This window comes from Salinispirillum sp. LH 10-3-1 (assembly GCF_030643825.1).
In the GTDB taxonomy this organism is placed as follows: Bacteria; Pseudomonadota; Gammaproteobacteria; order Pseudomonadales; family Natronospirillaceae; genus Salinispirillum.
Window position 1 is genome coordinate 3,318,993 of sequence record NZ_CP101717.1, and the last position, 14,974, is coordinate 3,333,966.

The 14,974-nt window shown below is 54.6% G+C and carries 15 protein-coding genes; 7 read left to right on the plus strand and 8 right to left on the minus strand.

Features of this window, described 5'->3' with window-relative positions; all coding sequences use genetic code 11:
• Positions 1 to 150 precede the first annotated feature (150 nt).
• From NFC81_RS15295 to NFC81_RS15320, 6 genes are all read left to right on the plus strand, one after another.
• Entirely contained in the window at positions 151 to 1,197 is a 1,047-nt protein-coding gene (locus tag NFC81_RS15295) for a LacI family DNA-binding transcriptional regulator (RefSeq protein WP_304995344.1), read from the plus strand.
• 71 nt (positions 1,198 to 1,268) lie between these two features.
• Positions 1,269 to 2,495, plus strand: a complete 1,227-nt coding sequence (locus NFC81_RS15300; RefSeq protein ID WP_304995345.1) for an extracellular solute-binding protein — start codon at positions 1,269 to 1,271, stop codon at positions 2,493 to 2,495.
• A 71-nt stretch (positions 2,496 to 2,566) separates the two neighbouring features.
• Positions 2,567 to 3,577: a carbohydrate ABC transporter permease gene (locus tag NFC81_RS15305; protein WP_304995346.1), complete on the plus strand. Its 1,011-nt coding sequence runs from the start codon at positions 2,567 to 2,569 to the stop codon at positions 3,575 to 3,577.
• Positions 3,578 to 4,435, plus strand: a complete 858-nt coding sequence (locus NFC81_RS15310; RefSeq protein ID WP_304995347.1) for a carbohydrate ABC transporter permease — start codon at positions 3,578 to 3,580, stop codon at positions 4,433 to 4,435.
• 19 nt (positions 4,436 to 4,454) lie between these two features.
• Positions 4,455 to 5,801 (plus strand): GH1 family beta-glucosidase, encoded by a 1,347-nt coding sequence (locus tag NFC81_RS15315; RefSeq protein ID WP_304995348.1) that lies wholly within the window; start codon positions 4,455 to 4,457, stop codon positions 5,799 to 5,801.
• Positions 5,802 to 6,011: 210 nt separating this feature from the next.
• Positions 6,012 to 7,259 (plus strand): hypothetical protein, encoded by a 1,248-nt coding sequence (locus NFC81_RS15320; protein ID WP_304995349.1) that lies wholly within the window; start codon positions 6,012 to 6,014, stop codon positions 7,257 to 7,259.
• A gap of 6 nt (positions 7,260 to 7,265) precedes the next feature.
• Here the strand turns inward: NFC81_RS15320 and NFC81_RS15325 are convergent, their stop codons facing one another.
• The 7 genes from NFC81_RS15325 to NFC81_RS15355 form a co-directional block, all read right to left on the minus strand.
• Positions 7,266 to 7,934 (minus strand): DUF3299 domain-containing protein, encoded by a 669-nt coding sequence (locus NFC81_RS15325; protein ID WP_304995350.1) that lies wholly within the window; start codon positions 7,932 to 7,934, stop codon positions 7,266 to 7,268.
• 54 nt (positions 7,935 to 7,988) lie between these two features.
• Positions 7,989 to 8,951 (minus strand): metal ABC transporter solute-binding protein, Zn/Mn family, encoded by a 963-nt coding sequence (locus NFC81_RS15330; RefSeq protein WP_304995351.1) that lies wholly within the window; start codon positions 8,949 to 8,951, stop codon positions 7,989 to 7,991.
• A 19-nt stretch (positions 8,952 to 8,970) separates the two neighbouring features.
• Entirely contained in the window at positions 8,971 to 9,399 is a 429-nt protein-coding gene (locus NFC81_RS15335; protein ID WP_304995352.1) for a transcriptional repressor, read from the minus strand.
• Between the two features lie 101 nt (positions 9,400 to 9,500).
• Positions 9,501 to 11,081, minus strand: coding sequence for a Dyp-type peroxidase (locus NFC81_RS15340; protein WP_304995353.1), 1,581 nt, complete (start codon positions 11,079 to 11,081; stop codon positions 9,501 to 9,503).
• A 7-nt stretch (positions 11,082 to 11,088) separates the two neighbouring features.
• Positions 11,089 to 11,724 carry a hypothetical protein gene (locus NFC81_RS15345; RefSeq protein ID WP_304995354.1) on the minus strand — a complete coding sequence of 212 codons (636 nt, stop codon included), beginning with the start codon at positions 11,722 to 11,724 and terminating at the stop codon, positions 11,089 to 11,091.
• Positions 11,717 to 12,415: a hypothetical protein gene (locus NFC81_RS15350; protein ID WP_304995355.1), complete on the minus strand. Its 699-nt coding sequence runs from the start codon at positions 12,413 to 12,415 to the stop codon at positions 11,717 to 11,719. The genes NFC81_RS15345 and NFC81_RS15350 overlap by 8 nt, the downstream gene beginning before the upstream one ends.
• Positions 12,416 to 12,455: 40 nt before the next feature.
• Positions 12,456 to 13,748 carry a cytochrome P450 gene (locus tag NFC81_RS15355; RefSeq protein WP_304995356.1) on the minus strand — a complete coding sequence of 431 codons (1,293 nt, stop codon included), beginning with the start codon at positions 13,746 to 13,748 and terminating at the stop codon, positions 12,456 to 12,458.
• A gap of 230 nt (positions 13,749 to 13,978) precedes the next feature.
• Between NFC81_RS15355 and NFC81_RS15360 the strand changes: the two genes are divergently transcribed.
• The gene (locus tag NFC81_RS15360) at positions 13,979 to 14,437 is read left to right on the plus strand and encodes a helix-turn-helix transcriptional regulator (protein WP_304995357.1); all 459 of its coding nucleotides are present in this window, start codon (positions 13,979 to 13,981) and stop codon (positions 14,435 to 14,437) included.
• A 153-nt stretch (positions 14,438 to 14,590) separates the two neighbouring features.
• Here NFC81_RS15360 and NFC81_RS15365 read toward each other — a convergent pair whose 3' ends face one another.
• Positions 14,591 to 14,890 (minus strand): hypothetical protein, encoded by a 300-nt coding sequence (locus NFC81_RS15365; protein ID WP_304995358.1) that lies wholly within the window; start codon positions 14,888 to 14,890, stop codon positions 14,591 to 14,593.
• Positions 14,891 to 14,974: the final 84 nt, after the last annotated feature.

Sequence of the window (14,974 nt, forward strand, 5' to 3'; positions counted from 1 at the left end):
ATACTTGCACAGTTTTTTAACGCTTTAAAGTATTTTGGTACTTGACCCCTACCTACAAACGGCCTAACCTAGCTGTAATCGGTTACATAGATAACTCCAAAAACCCTATGGATCGATTTATTTTTCTCAATCAATGTAAACGGTTACAGCATGGCGACCATCAAAGAAGTCTCACGTTTAGCCCAGGTGTCCGTCGCGACAGTATCGCGCGTGGCAAATGGCAATAAATGGGTAGCTGAAGAGACGCAAGCGCGTGTACGCGCCGCCATGGCTGAACTGGGTTACACCCCCAACACCAACGCCCGAGCCTTAGCGACCAACAAAAGCGACATCATCGGCATGGTGGTGGGTGATTTGGGCGGCCCATTCTTTGGCGACCTGATGCATCAGGTCGAGCAAGAGGTGCGTCGACTGGGCAAGCACCTCATCGTCACCAGTGGTCACGGCAATTGGGACGACGAAAATGACGCCGTTGAGTTCCTCCTGCAGCGCCAAGTCGACGCGCTTATCCTCCACGTCGATTCATTGAGTGATGAGGAGCTGTATGCACTGACCCAACGAACCGAAACACCGATCGTGTTGGTCAACCGCTTCGTCCCCGAGTTGGCCGCACAGTGCGTACACGTCAACAACGAGTTAGGCGGTCGGTTGATCACCCAACACCTGATCAGCCAAGGCCATCGCGACATCGCCTGCATTACGGGGCCGCTCTACAAGGCCGACAGTCGGGCGCGCTTGCAAGGTTATCGGCAAGCCCTTGAGGCGGCGGACATTGAATTTCGTCAGGAGTTGGTCGTTGAAGGTGACTACACCGAGCCCGGTGGTAGTTTGGCGATGGAGCGTTTGTTCCGGCGCGAACTCAGCATCAGTGCCGTGGTGTGCGGAAATGATTTGATGGCCTATGGCGCCATCCGTTTGGCAAAGAGCCACCAGTTATCAGTACCCAGAGACCTGTCGGTCGCTGGGTACGACAATATCGTGATGTCGGCTTATGTAGAGCCGGGCTTGACCACCATGCATGTCCCCATCGGCAAGATGGGCCTGCAAGCGGGACAGCTCGCCGTTGCGTTGGCCGCGAAGCGAACCCTTGATGTACAGCATGAGTTTGATCCTCAGCTGGTCATTAGGGAATCCGTCGTACCCTGCACACAGACATTCGGTGTTGTGGCGGATGAAGCAACCAAAAGAAAGGCGTAAGACCTTACTTAATACCTAGAAAAAACTGAAACACACACTTTATAACAACAAGAACATCCTGGAGGCATTCCATGAAACTTAAGACCACTGCCGGGCTCGCCCTGGCTTCTTTCGGATTGACAGTAGGCGCCATGGCTGCTGACATCCGAATCGATGGTTTTCCTGACTACGACAGCCAGCTAAACCGCATTCTGCCTGCCTTTGAAGCCTCAACAGGCCACAAGGTTTCGCAGCTGATGAACAACCACGGTGACCACCACAACAAGATCGCCACCAACTTGGCTACTGGCCAAGGCGCGGGTGACGTGGTGTTGATCGACGTGGGTTTTGTCGGTTCTTTCGTTGACCAAGGCGGCTTCGTCGATCTGACCGATCGATTCGCACCGCACGCCAGCAACTACGCCGAGTACGCTGTTCTGCAAGGCCGTGGTGGTGACGGTCGCCAATACGCTGTACCGGTCGACTTGGGCCCCGGCGTGATATACTACCGTCGCGACTACATGGAAGACATGGGTTACAACCTCGACGAAGTGATGGCGTCTTGGGACTCTTATATCGCTTACGGTAAAGAGCTCAAAGAAAAGCACGGCGTCCTGCTGATCGGTAACGCAGCAGCCATTGCTGCGGCCTATATCAACTTTAATGTTGAGCCAGGTAACGGCCTGTACTTTGATGCCGACGGCAACTCCATGGTCACCAGCCCACGCTTTGTGCGCGCCTTTGAACTGGCGAAACAGGTACGGGACGCTGGCTTAGACGGCAACATCAGTGAGTGGACGGAAGACTGGTACGAAGGCTTCAAGAACGGCACCTTCGCCACCCAGATGTCTGGTGCATGGTTGCTTGGTCACCTGCAAAACTGGATGGCTCCCGATACTGCCGGTATGTGGGGTGTGAGTCATCTACCTGGTGGTATCTATGGTTCGTGGGGCGGTTCATTCCTGGGTATTCCGCGTCAATCCAGCAATCCTGATGCAGCCTGGGCCTTGATCGAACACATGATCAGCGCCGACAACCAGCTGGCCGGTTTCCAAAATATTGCGGCTTTCCCAGCACACACCGGCACCTACTCAGACAGCAGCTTCGACGAACCGATTGACTTCCTGCGTGGTCAGCAAGCCCGTCAGATGTTCGCCGAAATCGCTGAAAATGTGACACCTGTAGCCCCGCACCGTGGTGACTTGATCGCCCAGTCGTTGGTTATTCAAACTGCACTTGAGCAAGTCTTGAATGATGGCGTACCTGTGATGACCGCTCTGCGTACTGCAGAAGCGCAAATTCGTCGCCGCGTACGTTAATCCGCAGCAAGCAGGCTGAAACATCAGCCTGCTTGCTTTGCCCTCACTTCTCAGTACATCAGGACTTGGTCATGAGTAGAAACCTTGACGTCTCACCAGAGGTTTCCGACGTTGTGCGCGCCGCAGATACTGCCAAGGCCGACAACATCAAGCGTCTCTGGAACAAGAGCACTCCCTATTGGTTCGTTTCACCCTATTTGATTATTTTCGGGGTGTTCGGTGTATTTCCCATCTTTTTTATGGTTTTTCTGTCTTTTCACCACTGGAATCCAGTGGCTGGCCTTGGCTCTATGCGCTGGGTAGGACTGGAAAATTACGAACTTGCATTGACTGACCCCATGCTGTGGCAGGCCATGTGGAATACCCTGGTTATGGCGTTGCTGTCCGGCATTCCGCAGCATCTGGTAGCCCTGCCCATGGCGTATTTATTGGTGTCACTGGGTGCCCATGCTCGGCACTGGCTGACGACGGCGTATTTTCTGCCGTACATCACCTCTACCATCGCCGTTTCCATGATTTTTTACATCATGTATTCGCCGCAAAGCGGGTTGATCAATCACATGCTGCGCGCGTTGGCCGACGGCACGCTGACCTCCTGGGCCTTCGGCTGGATCAACAATTTCATGCCCATTGCCTGGCTGCAAGAAAACAGCCTGATCCGCTACTCGGTGTCGTTTGTGGTGTTCTGGAAGTATGTGGGCTTCAACATCGTCATCTATACCGCTGGCTTAGCCACCATTCCGAACGATCTGTATGAAGCGGCCAAAATTGACGGCGCGTCGAGCTTCCAGCGTTTCCGCTACATCGCGCTGCCCTTAATGCGACCGTTTATCTTCTTCGCCGTCACGCTGACCATCATCGGCAATATGAATTTGTTTGAAGAACCCTTTGTGTTAACCCGTGGCCTGCAAACCGCTGCAACCAATGGCATGAGCATCTCAAACTACCTGTATCGAGTGGCTTGGGAATGGTTGGATATGGGCTCCGCCGCCGCTATTTCTTGGATTCTCTTTTTGGTCATCGGCACCTTTACCGGCCTCTATTTCTGGTTATTTGGGCGCAAAGGCCTGGAGGGTAACTAAATGATACGCATTCTGGAAAACGAACATTATCAGCGTGGTGTGTACCTCGCGGGCAAGCTGATCCTCTGGTTTATCTTGCTGTTGGGTGTGGTCATCACGGTGTTTCCGTTCATCTGGTCGGCCATGTTGTCGACCCATGACCGCTCGACCATGTTCAGCAGCACCCTGACGCTGCAATTGAGTGATCAATTGGTCAATAACTACCACCAGCTGCAGCAGATCATGCCGTTCTGGAACGCCATGTTTAACAGCATGAAGGTGGCCGGTTTGGGCACGCTGTTTTCATTGTTATTTTGCAGCATGATCGGTTACGCCTTGGCGGTGTATCAATTCCGTGGTCGCAATGTCATCTTCACCGTGATGATTTGCTCCATGATGATCCCGCCGGTACTGACTCTGATCCCCTACTTTATGGTGATCGATGCACTGGGTCTGACCAACACCCACCTCGCGGTGTGGCTGCCGTTCACCATCAGCCCGTTTGGCATCTTTCTGATCCGGCAATACGTTGTCGCCTCGGTGCCACGTGAACTGCTGGAAGCCGCCAAGCTGGATGGCGCGAGCGAGTTTCGCACCTATTGGAGCGTCGTATTGCCGTTGTTGCGGCCCGGTTTGGCGACACTGGCCATTGTGCAGTTCGTCATGCTGTGGAACAACTTCCTGCATCCGCTGGTTATCTTGAACAGCCGCGAAATGCAGGTTATCACACAAGTATTGCGCAGTGTCCAAAGCATCCCGAACACGCCGTGGGGCGCGGTCATGCTGGGCACCACCTTATCCATTTTACCGCTGCTGGTGATCTACCTATTATCCAGTAAACAGATGATCTCTGGCTTGACGTCTGGCGCCGTCAAATAAATCAATTTCAGGAGTATTTATGAGCTTTAAAATACCTGCCAACTCACCGATTCGCACTGCAGATTTCCTGTACGGCGTGGCGACGGCTGCCTTTCAGATTGAGGGCGACATCCACACCGACGGCCGGGTCGACAGTATTTGGGATACCTTCTGCCGTGAGCCCGGCCGGGTATTGAATGGCGACAACGGAGAACCAGCTTGCCAGCATTACCGTCTGTGGGAACAAGATCTGGACCTGCTGCAAGACCTGGGCGTTGACGCCTACCGTTTGTCCATTGCCTGGCCACGCATCATGCCCGCCAGCGGTGAAGTGAACGAACTGGGTTTAGCCTTCTACGAGCGGCTGATTGACGGCCTGATCGACCGTGGCATCAAGCCTGTGGTCACACTGTACCACTGGGATCTGCCCCAGTATCTGGAAGAAAAAGGTGGCTGGCTGAATCGTGAAACCGCCTATGCCTTCGCGCAATACGCCGAAGTTGTGGTCGCCCGTCTGGGTGAGAAAGTGACGCATTGGGCGACGTTTAACGAGCCATTCTGCAGTGCGTTCCTCGGTTACCACATTGGCGTGCACGCCCCAGGTTATCAGGAAGAGGCGTGGGCCTACACAGCGGCGCATCACCTTTTGCTGGCTCACGGTTTGGCCTTGCCCATCATGCGCCGCTTAGCGCCAGGCAGTCAGCACGGCATTGTGTTGAATTTCACTCCAGCTTATCCCGCCACCGACCGCCCGGCGGACATAGCAGCAGCGGATCGTGCCGACATCATTGATGTCCATTGGTTCATTTGTCCGCTGTTGACCGGCGAATACCCCGCGGGCTATTTCACCCGATACCCGGCGCTGAAACCGGTGATCTTTCCCGGCGATATGGCGCTGATCGCCCAGAAGAACGACTTCATGGGTGTCAATTTCTACACCCGCCATGTCGTCAAAGACAACAATGGCGACACAGAGTTCGTGCCGCAGACCAGCGCTGAGCACACCCACATTGGCTGGGAAGTCTACCCACAAGCATTGACCGACTTGCTGGTGAAACTGCACCAAACCTACCCGAACTTACCGCCGCTCTATATCACCGAGAATGGCATGGCTGGCGACGACCACCTAACCGCCGACGGCCAAGTGCACGATGAACAGCGCCTGCGCTATTACGAACGTCACTTGAATGCAGTGGGTGATGCCATGTCACAGGGCGTCGACATGCGCGGTTACTTCGCCTGGAGTCTGATGGACAACTTTGAATGGGCTTTTGGCTACAGCCAGCGCTTCGGCCTGGTGTATGTGGACTACGAAACGCAGGAACGTACCGTTAAACAAAGCGGTCTCGCTTATAAAGCACTGATCAATGAAATCAGAGGGCGCTAGCACACACGCGTAAGACCAAGAGGTCAAGGACGACGACAACCCAATAACAACCAACGTTCGAGAACATGTATGTCCCTATTGTACGAGGAACTTTCGTTGTTATTTGCCACGGGTCGCACATTTACGCTTACTCGTTAGTGCGACCACCCCGTCAGCAGGTTACCATGCACGCTGAGACAACACTGGTAACCTAAACTGTTGATGGCATTCATGACACCTTTTCGACTCTATTCTTGCCTCATCGCTCTGCTGGCGATGCCGGTTGCAGCCCAGCAATGGCAAAACATTACGCTGTATGAACCACCGTCTGAGAACTATGAATTCTGGCGTACGCCGTCACCGGAACAAGCAAAAGACCTAACGCTGTTGGGTTATCAGGGGTATGACGCCCTCAGTCAGCATTGGCGCCGCACCAAATTTCAAACCAATCCACTGTCACCCGCTTTGATCGATGTGGGCATGTGGTTGTTTGTCTTGCCCGAGCCCATGCGTTGGATGCAAAACGAATGGCAGCGTGATCTGTTACGCCAGTACGACATCGACAGCGAGTCGGAAGCGCATTACTTCTGGTCGGAAACGCCCATTCGCAAAGCCTATGTTTACAACGTCAGTAATGAAGACTTGGCGCAGTTGAAAGCGGAGAGCCCAGAGACGTTGGTGCGCCTAAGCACGTCGCGCTATGAAGCAACGCACGTCATCGGACAACAGTTCGCAGAAGACAGCTTCTTCAACCACCAGCAACCGCGCTACCGCCTGGCCAAAGCCTTTCCTTTGTTGCTCGATATCTACAGCTTCTACAACTGCCGGGAAGGAGGCAGTGATCGCCTGCCACGTAACGAAACCGAGTTGAAGCAAGATATTGTTGGCTACGAATGCCGCAGCTGGGCCTATGACCTGCATCGCCCTAATGCCGACTACAACGACCGCCCGAGTCGTTATCTACGCTGGAATGATCTCAGTGAAGATGAGCAGGATTACATCAACGCGGCTTTCTGGTTCAGCCTGTTAAATCTGCTCGACGGACACCTGCTGGCCGACCGGCGCGAGATGGAGCAAAACCGCCTGAGCTTCCAGCCAACGCCGTTTGGTCGGAGCTTTGGCTGGCATCATTTGCGCTGGCAGCGCGGCTTGAATCTGGGGTGGGATCTGTACATGCATCAGAATGCCGAGCGCGCTATGCCAGGTGGACGATTCAGCATCATTGACTACCCGACGCTGGGTGGCGTTGTGACGTCGCGCGCCAGTTGGTGGCAGCAACCAGAGGACATGCAATTCTTTACGGAAGAAAAAGACGATGGTTGGGCAGTAGAAGTCAGCTACAGCAAGCAGCTGTTCTCGGCATTGCGCCTGCAAACCGACTGGCATTATAAGTCAGCCGGTTGGATGCCGGGCCACCTCTCTTTTGAAGAAGGCAGCGGCTGGCGCTTTGGGGTCGACATCCAGCTGTTCGGTGGCTAACCAAGCTTAATAGAGCGTCACGCTGTCGGCGCGCATACTGTAGCCTGCCGTGCCGAGGTCATCTTCGTACCGGGTCACGTCAAAGGCCCCAGCAATGATCACCGGGTCGTACAAACTGGGCAGCACAAAGCCACCTTCAATCTCAACATACACCATTTGGTTCGCAGGCGGTGGCGGGGTGTGTATACAGGCGCCGAAATAGGGCACCAACAAGAAGCTATAGACCTTATCACCATCGAAATCGAGTGGCACAGCAAACCCCGGCAAACGCCCCTTTACCCCCTGTAATGCGGGCTCCGATGGGACCTGTGCTAACAGCGCCTGCAAATCACGATACAATCGCTGCGCTTCAGGATCAAAGTCATCCAGCTCAGCGATGTTGTAGCTTTCCAGATCAATTTCTTCAATGATGGGATCGAACGAAAACCCCGCCGGAATCAGCTCATCCCATTCCATTTCTAAGTAGGCTTCACCCGCGACTCGCACGTTACTTTTTTCCGTTGCCGGCGCTTCGACCACGGGTGCCAACATATCGGCGCTCGGTTCAAAGTTCAGTTCGTCGGCCTGTAAGTTGCTGCCCGCTACTACACCACTGCTGCGCTCGGAAGAGGGGTCGGCACAGCCAACCAACACCAGCAAAGAAAGGGTAGACAGTAAACTTAAAGGCTTATACATGGGTCAACCTGCTCATAAAACGATCATAGGTTAGGGTACTGATTTTGCACAACATTACGACACCACCGCCCCGTCACAGGCCGTAAATTCCGTGACAAGCTGATCTAAAAGCTGCACATAGTGCTGCCGACCAGGCTCCAAACTGATGCCCAAGGCGTCCAGCCGACCCACTGGTAATGAGAAACCTTCCGCAATGGTGGTGACCAGCCGGTCTGCGTACTGAGCTTCGGCAAACAAGCAGCCGAAAGCGCCATCCGCCAATGCTGAGCGCATTTCATTGAGCGTGCGTAAACCGGGTAGCTGTTCAGGGTTCAGCGTTACCGAGCCCGCAAAGGGCAGCCCGAACGCCCGGTCAAAATACTGGTAGCCATCATGAAACACCACGTAAGGCTTACGAACGCCATTCAACTGGTGGCTCCAGCGCGCTTCATGCTCAATTAATTCAGCGATGGCCTGCGCTGCATTTCGCTCATAGGCTCCGGCGTTGGCAGGGTCTAACGTGCCGAGGTGTCGAGCGATGTAACCGATCGCCCGGCGCGCATTTTCGGGGTGCAACCACAAGTGGGGGTCTACATCGTCGTGTTGATGGTCGTGCCCATGATCCATAAATTGCGCCAGATGGTCTGGCATACTACTGCTGTGTCTTTCTTGGGTAAAAATAGTTCCTGAGGTGCGAAATTCGTAGTGAATTAAATCGACTTCTTCACTGGTCAATCGCCACTGTCGCTCGGCGGGCACACGGCGTAATAAACTGACCAAGCCAGTTTCCAGTTGCGGCCCCAACCAGATGACCCAATCGGCCTCAGCCACCATCGAGCGCTGCGATGGCCGCAGTAACGCATTGTGTGGGTCCTGTTGTGCCGACAGCAACAGCTCCGGCTGCCAAAGGTCGCCACTGACCTGGCTGACCCAGCTGTGTACCGGCGCAATACTGACCACCACGCGAGGGGTCGCCAAAGCCACGCTGCTCAGCAGGGCGGCGCTCAATAAACAAACGAACAATCGAAAAGCGTACATATGTCCTCTAACAGAAGCCTTACTGCTGACAGTCAACACAACGGCCACGGACTTCTAAGGTGGTGTGTTCTATTACGAACCGCCGGTCCGCTGCTTCTTTACGCAGCAGTTCAAATTGCAGATGATCGGGGTTCACTTCGCTGACGTTGCCACAACCGTCGCACACCAAAAACGCAGCGTCATGGCGGTGTGGAAAATCATCACACACCAGATACGCATTTTGTGAGTCGATACGATGCACTACACCCATGCGCTGCAAAAAATCAAGCGCACGGTACACCGTGGGCGGCTTCGCTTGTGGCATTTGCTGCTGCAATATATCTAACAATTGGTAGGCCGTGACCGCATGCGGCTGCTCACTCAGCAGCTGCAACACCAACTGGCGACTGGGCGTAAACCGCTCACCGCGCTGGTTGCACCAGTCAGCAACCTTCTCCATCGTATTCATGGGGATAAGCTCGTGAAATACATAGGTGTTATAATATCACAAAAGAAACGCCGCCGTCGCCTGCTAGGCGATGGCGGTCTATTGCCGCTGGCGTCAGGGTGTTAGGTGGGGTCCACCAGCCCTTTAGCAATCAGATGAAGTGCAGAGACGGAGGGGATAAAGAAATAATCGCCGCCGCGTGTTTCAACAAAACGCGGAATACGCGTGCAGAAATGCGGCGGCGAGTCTCCTCCGGGAATCATAAAATGGCCCGTAGACTGCCCTTGAGCATCCAATTGCTGATTGCCCAATACGGGGTCACGTTCATTGCTCAGTTTGAAGTCATTGCCGTAGTTCACCCACTGCTGTTGCACGAACTCAAACTGCCGTTCAATGTTGGCGTTCAACGCCATGAAGATGATGCCGTGCTCGCCGTCGTCTGTGGTGCCGTCCGGGCTTTCGCCATAGGGTAATCCCCGCCGCAAGATGCGCCGCCGATTAGCCAAAGCGCCCTTGGTTTGAAACGCCCCCTCGTTGCCGAACTCCAAAGCACCGCGCGGGTTAGCGCGTCGCACATGAGCGCCCAGCGGACAGGCCGCGCCGTCGAGGTCATCATCGTAATTGAAGGCTTTTAACTTCAAACGCATGGCGGCGTATTCTTTTTGCAGAGCCTTTAGGCGTTCAGGGTCTTTTTCCGTTTTCAGTTCCGCGCGCACCGTCATCAAACGCGTGCCGAATGCGTCGGCTTCAGCTTGGGTAGGGAACTCACACAGCGGCGCGCCATTATGCCAGCGCCCCACCATTTTGGCTTCCAGCTTCTCTTGCGCGCCCGCGTACCCTTCGGCGGCTTTAGCGGTATAGTCGCGCCACGACGCCACGTTCTGGTGCAGCTTGCGATACACCATAAAGGTGCCATTGCGCGCCAATGTCATGGGCACCGGTGCATAGGGGTACTCGCAGGCTTCATCGCGGTAACCGAGGATAAATTCGCCCGTTTCCAGTGGCTCCCACCCGGCCATGGTTGCCGGATCACCGCGCGTGGGCTTGCCTTCCCCGATCACGTGCTCCGGCGGACTGCCACACCCTTTGAAATATGGATCGCTGATACCATCAACAAACCCGAAGTGCTCTTTCGGTACCAAACGGCCGTTTTCTTTCAACGCCGCTGCGTCTTGCCACGGCTTTAAGGAGCCGTCCGGACTGCGTTGCCCGTCGCGCAACACCACGTCACCCAGCGTCTGCGCAATGCTGGTTAACAGCCAGTCGCACTGCCGTTCCATGTGCTCCAAACTGCGCGCGTTCATCGACATCCACGCGTGTACCGGGCCATCCTGCCACAAAGGGTCCCAGTTCTGCGGGTGCGATGGGCCATCATCGCCCAGAATATCCGCCCGCGCCTTCATGCCCATCTGGTATTCTTCTGGAAACGCCGAAAGCGTTTTGCGAGGCAGGCCCAATGCCTTCATCCCTTGATAGGTGAACGCGATATTAAGCGTGGTGTCGGGCAGCGGCACCTCTGCGGGCGTGCCGGGCTCTGGCCATGGTGCGCCGGTGGTGATGTGCGGAATCATGGTGTTCAACCAGCGTTGCGCGCCCACCGCGTCGGTAAACACCAAAAAGAAATAGCGGGCCACAGGGTAACCGAAGCGCCCATATGGCTTAACGACGTTGCCCTGAATATCATTGAGATCAATATAGCTCATTGCATCATTATCCTTGAGTCACCACGTTGCTCAGGCAGTCCGCACCGGGACGCCACGTTGGCCCAGCTAAATTTTCTGGCTGATGTTCGCTACTCCAACGGACAAAAGCCTGCTGCAGTTCTGCGCCTTTCACGTGTTGGTGCGTCATCACAAACTGCGTAAAGGCTTGGCGCAAATACAGCGCTTTTAGTTGTTCCGCTAAGGGTTCACCGGTTGAGCCATTGAAGAAGAACCCGGTGGGCATGACACACCGCTGCGCGAACGTCACCCAGGCATCGGCATCCTCTACGGACTCAAAGCCCCAAGCAAAGCCATACAACTCACGCAACAATGGCTCCATGTGCTGCCAGCAATGACGTAAAAACCGCTCGCGATCACCGTGAAAGTGCGCGATCAGCACCAAATAGCGGCTCGCCAAATGGTCTTCATGCGCCGGTTTACCTTGATACGCCACATCGTCCAGCAAGTACCAACGCGCTAAATAGGTATCTGGCACCTTCGCCCAGGGGCTGTCTTCATGCAGCGGTAAGTCATGCAGGCGCTGCCGAATGTAATAGGCGTAGCTGCAACCGCCGTCGGTCACTCCCGTACGAATGGGGGTCATCAATATCAGATTGGTGGCACCTTGGGCTTGATCAGACATGTTCGTAGGCTCCTTTTACCGTGTCGGTGCCCGCCAGCTCTTGTTCGCATTCGAGGCGACGACGCTCGTTCACCGCCTGATTGGCCAGTGACACAATCGGCGTTTCTTCCATAATGCCCAAGTCGGCCTGCACCTCGACCAACATCTGTCGATACAGCGACTCAAAAGCCGCCGCGTCTTCTTCGGTGCGCGCCTGCTGCGCCATTGCCACCAGCTTCGGCTTCAAGCGACAAGCGGCTTTTACATCATTACTGGCCGCCAACGGATAGGCACTGTAATAGTGGTCGGTCCAAATTTGGTTGTGCAGAATGTATTCATGGAACGGATTGCGTGGCACCGACTTCGGATAGCCAATGTTTTTGTACCACATCAAGTCCAGCCCGGAGGGAATGGCGGTCGAGAATGAATCCACGTACTGCTCCCAACTGCCGTTGAAGTTACTGAAGAATAAATAGTAACTGTACGACAAATGCTCTTGCGGTTGTTCAGGGTGCAAACGCGGCAGTTTGCTGCGTGGCAATATAGCCCAGCCGGCGTAGTGGATAAGCGAAAGCGTGATCAATCCGCGCAGTTTACTGCGAAACAAGCGAGTGCCGGCAAGCCAATGAATTAAGCGCGTTATCAACGTCTGCCATGGTTTCAGTGGCGTGATCACGTTCATGGCATAAGCCTTCCCAGCGATGTTCGACACAATGATCTCCTTGGCTCATTTGATGGGCTAGTACTGCGGGTTAGGTATTGAACTCCAAACGCATGTGGAGCGGAAAGGCTTCGTCAGACTGCAAGAGCTCGCCGGGTGCACGGCGCAAGCCTGGTTGCTGCAACAATGGCAGCACGATGGCGGCCATTTGGATATCGTTGATGTACTGCCCAAAACACGCGTGCAAACCCAGACCGTAGTCCAGATAAACGTGGGCGGGCCGGCTTGGTTCAAATTTACCAGGGCGTTTGACTACGCGTCGATCCCACATGGCCGACTGCGTGACCGCCAGTACGCGCTGCCCCGCTTTGATTTTCGTGCTGCGCCAAGCGCCGGTACGAATGGTCACGTCATGACGGGCCACACGATAGATGCCCGGCGCAAACGGGTTGTGCCGCAACGCTTCACGAATGACGCTGTTCAGGCGCGGCAGGTCCTCATCTAAGGCTGCACCCTGTGCCAGTGCGAGCGCCTCAGGATGATCCAGCAAGAAGTCCAACGCCAAAGCAATACTCTTCGCGGTCGGCGTAATGGCGCCGACAATAATGCCCATAAGATTGTTACGTATACTTTCAACCGACAAGTTCGGCTGCCCACTTAGGTGCAGACTGAGTAAGCGACCAATTACGTCGTCGTCCAACTGACGAGTTTTGAGCCGCTGCTCAATTAAGCCATCTAAATAGGCACGGAACAACGTCGCGTCTTGAATCGCTTGGCGCTCTTTGTCGGCAGATATACCGGGCACAAACAAATAGTGAAACAGACTGTGCGCCCAATCACTCAGTTGCCGCTCTTCCAAGCCACTTAAACCCAAGTACTCGATCATTAGCCGAGCAGGCAACAGACGCGCCAAATCTGCCACCAGGTCCACTTCACCAGCCGACTCGACCACGGCTTGGCGAGCAGCGTTCAATAGAAGCGGGCGAATACGATGTTCTAGATCGTCACGGCGCATAGCCAGACGCATTTGTGCGATGTCGCTTTCGTAGCGCGGTGAATTGCGCATGCCAAGGAAAAACTGACCATTATTGGTGACCACACTGACCCGACGGACATAGGGCACATCAAAATCATCGTGCCGACGCAGAATTTCTTCAACGTCTTGGTAACGGGTAACAACAACGAGATCTGAGGTTATCCAGACCGGACGAAAAGTACGCAAAAATGCATACCAAAGGTGCGGCTTGCGACCTTTTAAAAATGGCAGACGCCCAATAGCAGGCTCTGGATTGTTGGCGTGTTCCATGACGGAAATGTGCGTCAAGTCTGGATGCTCCCTTGACCCTGTGGTCACATCAAAAATGAAGTGTTTACGCTGCTTCACTGAGGTGGCGCTTAAAACTCCTTAATCACACCGCAGATCACTTACTGTAGCGATATTCTCACCTTGCCACAATGACCAATATTCATTGATTAACGTTAAAAATAGGCCATTATGTGCGCTGTGTCGCATGATTTTCTTCGGCCTTTGTGCCAACCCCACCAGCAACGACTCTTTTTATCGAGCCTTCGAATGCGGTATCGTAGGGCGTGGCAGACTAAGAGGAGCACCGTATGACCATCAACGCCCAGACCACGGACACTGCTTTTCAGGCCCGTTTACAGTCGTTGATTGGCGAGCAAAGCACCAGCGCTTTTGCCCGTAAGGTGGGCCTGAGTGAAAGTCTGATTCGCAAATACCTCGCCGGTTCGGAACCCAGCCTCAGCAAAGCCAATCAGATTGCTCAGCGCGCCAATGTATCGCTGGAATGGTTGGCTACCGGGCAGGGCTATTTGTACCGCCAAGCCGAAGTGGTTGATATGAAAGCCTTGGACATGGCGATGACCGTCACCCGCGACATTTTACAGCTGGACCGCGTGTCGACCGACAGCGAAAAAGAGATGAAAGTGATGGTCGCGGTCTACCAACACCTGCGCGCCACCAAGCGCCCCGACGGCTACTTGGAACCGCGTGAGGCACTGAAATTTGGCGAGTTTGTGGCCGGACATTGTGACGATGCGCAGTCCTCGTAACGACCATCGGTCGTGATGGCCTTTTACACTATTCGGCATGGGTTTTCGGGGCATGCCTCCCGCACTCAACGGCAGGCCGCGAAGGCGCGCTTTGAGGCATACACCCTACGCCCTTGCCTCAGCAATGGTGCGCAACAAGCGGATTAAATATACCTAACGGTTGATCCAGATAAACACCGACGGCACCCAAACCAACACCAGCAACACGATATTGGTCCAGTCGGCCCGCGCCGCCCACGTGGCCTGCGCTTGCTGCGCGGCAGGAAAACGCGCCCGATTCTCCTTCACCCAGCTGTAACGCAACGGCTCGGCCACCGCTGCCAACTCTCCCTGCCAGTCTGGATGATTACTGGCCCAATGAATCACCCGACGCTTGTTCAAGGTCGACACCGTCATGCATACCCAGAACAGGAACAACATCGCAAACCAAACCACCAAAGCCACAGTGAACACAGAACACCTCATTAATATCTTATTGTTTTATAGGGGCATGGTCGCACAAGCATTGGCACCGTGCTAGATGAGCTGACGTTGATG

Bases quoted from the DNA above. Each gene is read 5' to 3' on its own strand.
- NFC81_RS15295 (WP_304995344.1), top strand. From the start codon at position 151: ATGGCGACCATCAAAGAAGTCTCACGTTTAGCCCAGGTGTCCGTCGCG.
- NFC81_RS15300 (WP_304995345.1), top strand. From the start codon at position 1,269: ATGAAACTTAAGACCACTGCCGGGCTCGCCCTGGCTTCTTTCGGATTG.
- NFC81_RS15305 (WP_304995346.1), top strand. From the start codon at position 2,567: ATGAGTAGAAACCTTGACGTCTCACCAGAGGTTTCCGACGTTGTGCGC.
- NFC81_RS15310 (WP_304995347.1), top strand. From the start codon at position 3,578: ATGATACGCATTCTGGAAAACGAACATTATCAGCGTGGTGTGTACCTC.
- NFC81_RS15315 (WP_304995348.1), top strand. From the start codon at position 4,455: ATGAGCTTTAAAATACCTGCCAACTCACCGATTCGCACTGCAGATTTC.
- NFC81_RS15320 (WP_304995349.1), top strand. From the start codon at position 6,012: ATGACACCTTTTCGACTCTATTCTTGCCTCATCGCTCTGCTGGCGATG.
- NFC81_RS15325 (WP_304995350.1), bottom strand. From the start codon at position 7,934: ATGTATAAGCCTTTAAGTTTACTGTCTACCCTTTCTTTGCTGGTGTTG.
- NFC81_RS15330 (WP_304995351.1), bottom strand. From the start codon at position 8,951: ATGTACGCTTTTCGATTGTTCGTTTGTTTATTGAGCGCCGCCCTGCTG.
- NFC81_RS15335 (WP_304995352.1), bottom strand. From the start codon at position 9,399: ATGAATACGATGGAGAAGGTTGCTGACTGGTGCAACCAGCGCGGTGAG.
- NFC81_RS15340 (WP_304995353.1), bottom strand. From the start codon at position 11,081: ATGAGCTATATTGATCTCAATGATATTCAGGGCAACGTCGTTAAGCCA.
- NFC81_RS15345 (WP_304995354.1), bottom strand. From the start codon at position 11,724: ATGTCTGATCAAGCCCAAGGTGCCACCAATCTGATATTGATGACCCCC.
- NFC81_RS15360 (WP_304995357.1), top strand. From the start codon at position 13,979: ATGACCATCAACGCCCAGACCACGGACACTGCTTTTCAGGCCCGTTTA.